1 protein-coding gene is annotated in these 638 nt (G+C 31.8%); it reads left to right on the top strand.

Going from position 1 to position 638, the window contains the following annotated elements:
- Positions 1 to 625: hypothetical protein (locus E1176_RS00335; RefSeq protein WP_222933032.1), on the top strand; the 625-nt coding region annotated here is incomplete at its 5' end.
- Positions 626 to 638 lie beyond the last annotated feature (13 nt).

A 638-nucleotide genomic window follows, 5' to 3' on the forward strand; every position in this document is an offset into this window, starting at 1 on the left:
TTTAATTTTCCGGTTTCAACAGAAGGACATAAGTTATTGGGACAAAGTTATGAAAAAACATTATGGTGAGTCTTTTAGCTTTAAAAAGGTAACTTATCTACCACATCAATCTGCTTGGTGTATGGCCGAGATGGGAAGCTTTATTATTTCTGGTTTAGAAGCCAAAGTTGAAGATGTTGACACATCAAAATCTATTGATGAAATAAAGAGCGTTTACCACAGTACATTTGAGCCACGACTTGAGTTAGGTGAGGAGGTAATACTTTCTACCTGTTTAACCGGAGGTCATATAATCTATTTACAGGAAGTTAAGGATGATGGGTTAGTTGTACAAGACCCCTATGGACTGAATATAGGTGAAAAAGGAAAATATTTAATTAATTCCTACAATATCGAAGAAAGTTCTAAAATACAAAATAGGTTAAAGTCCTTAACAGACGCTAAAATTGATGAACGGTTGATGTATAATAAAAATGTTAAGAACATTGTAAAAGAGAAGAAGAAAAAACCACAAGGCCAATTACCGGAAAATTGTGGGGAAATGAATTTTTATAATTGGGAAGAAGTGAAAAAATTCGAAATTGGTAAATGGACATTAACTTTAAATAATAAAAATGATGAATAAGAATATGCTTATT

The sequence above is a fragment of the Fulvivirga aurantia genome, from assembly GCF_009711475.1.
Lineage (GTDB): Bacteria > Bacteroidota > Bacteroidia > Cytophagales > Cyclobacteriaceae > Fulvivirga > Fulvivirga aurantia.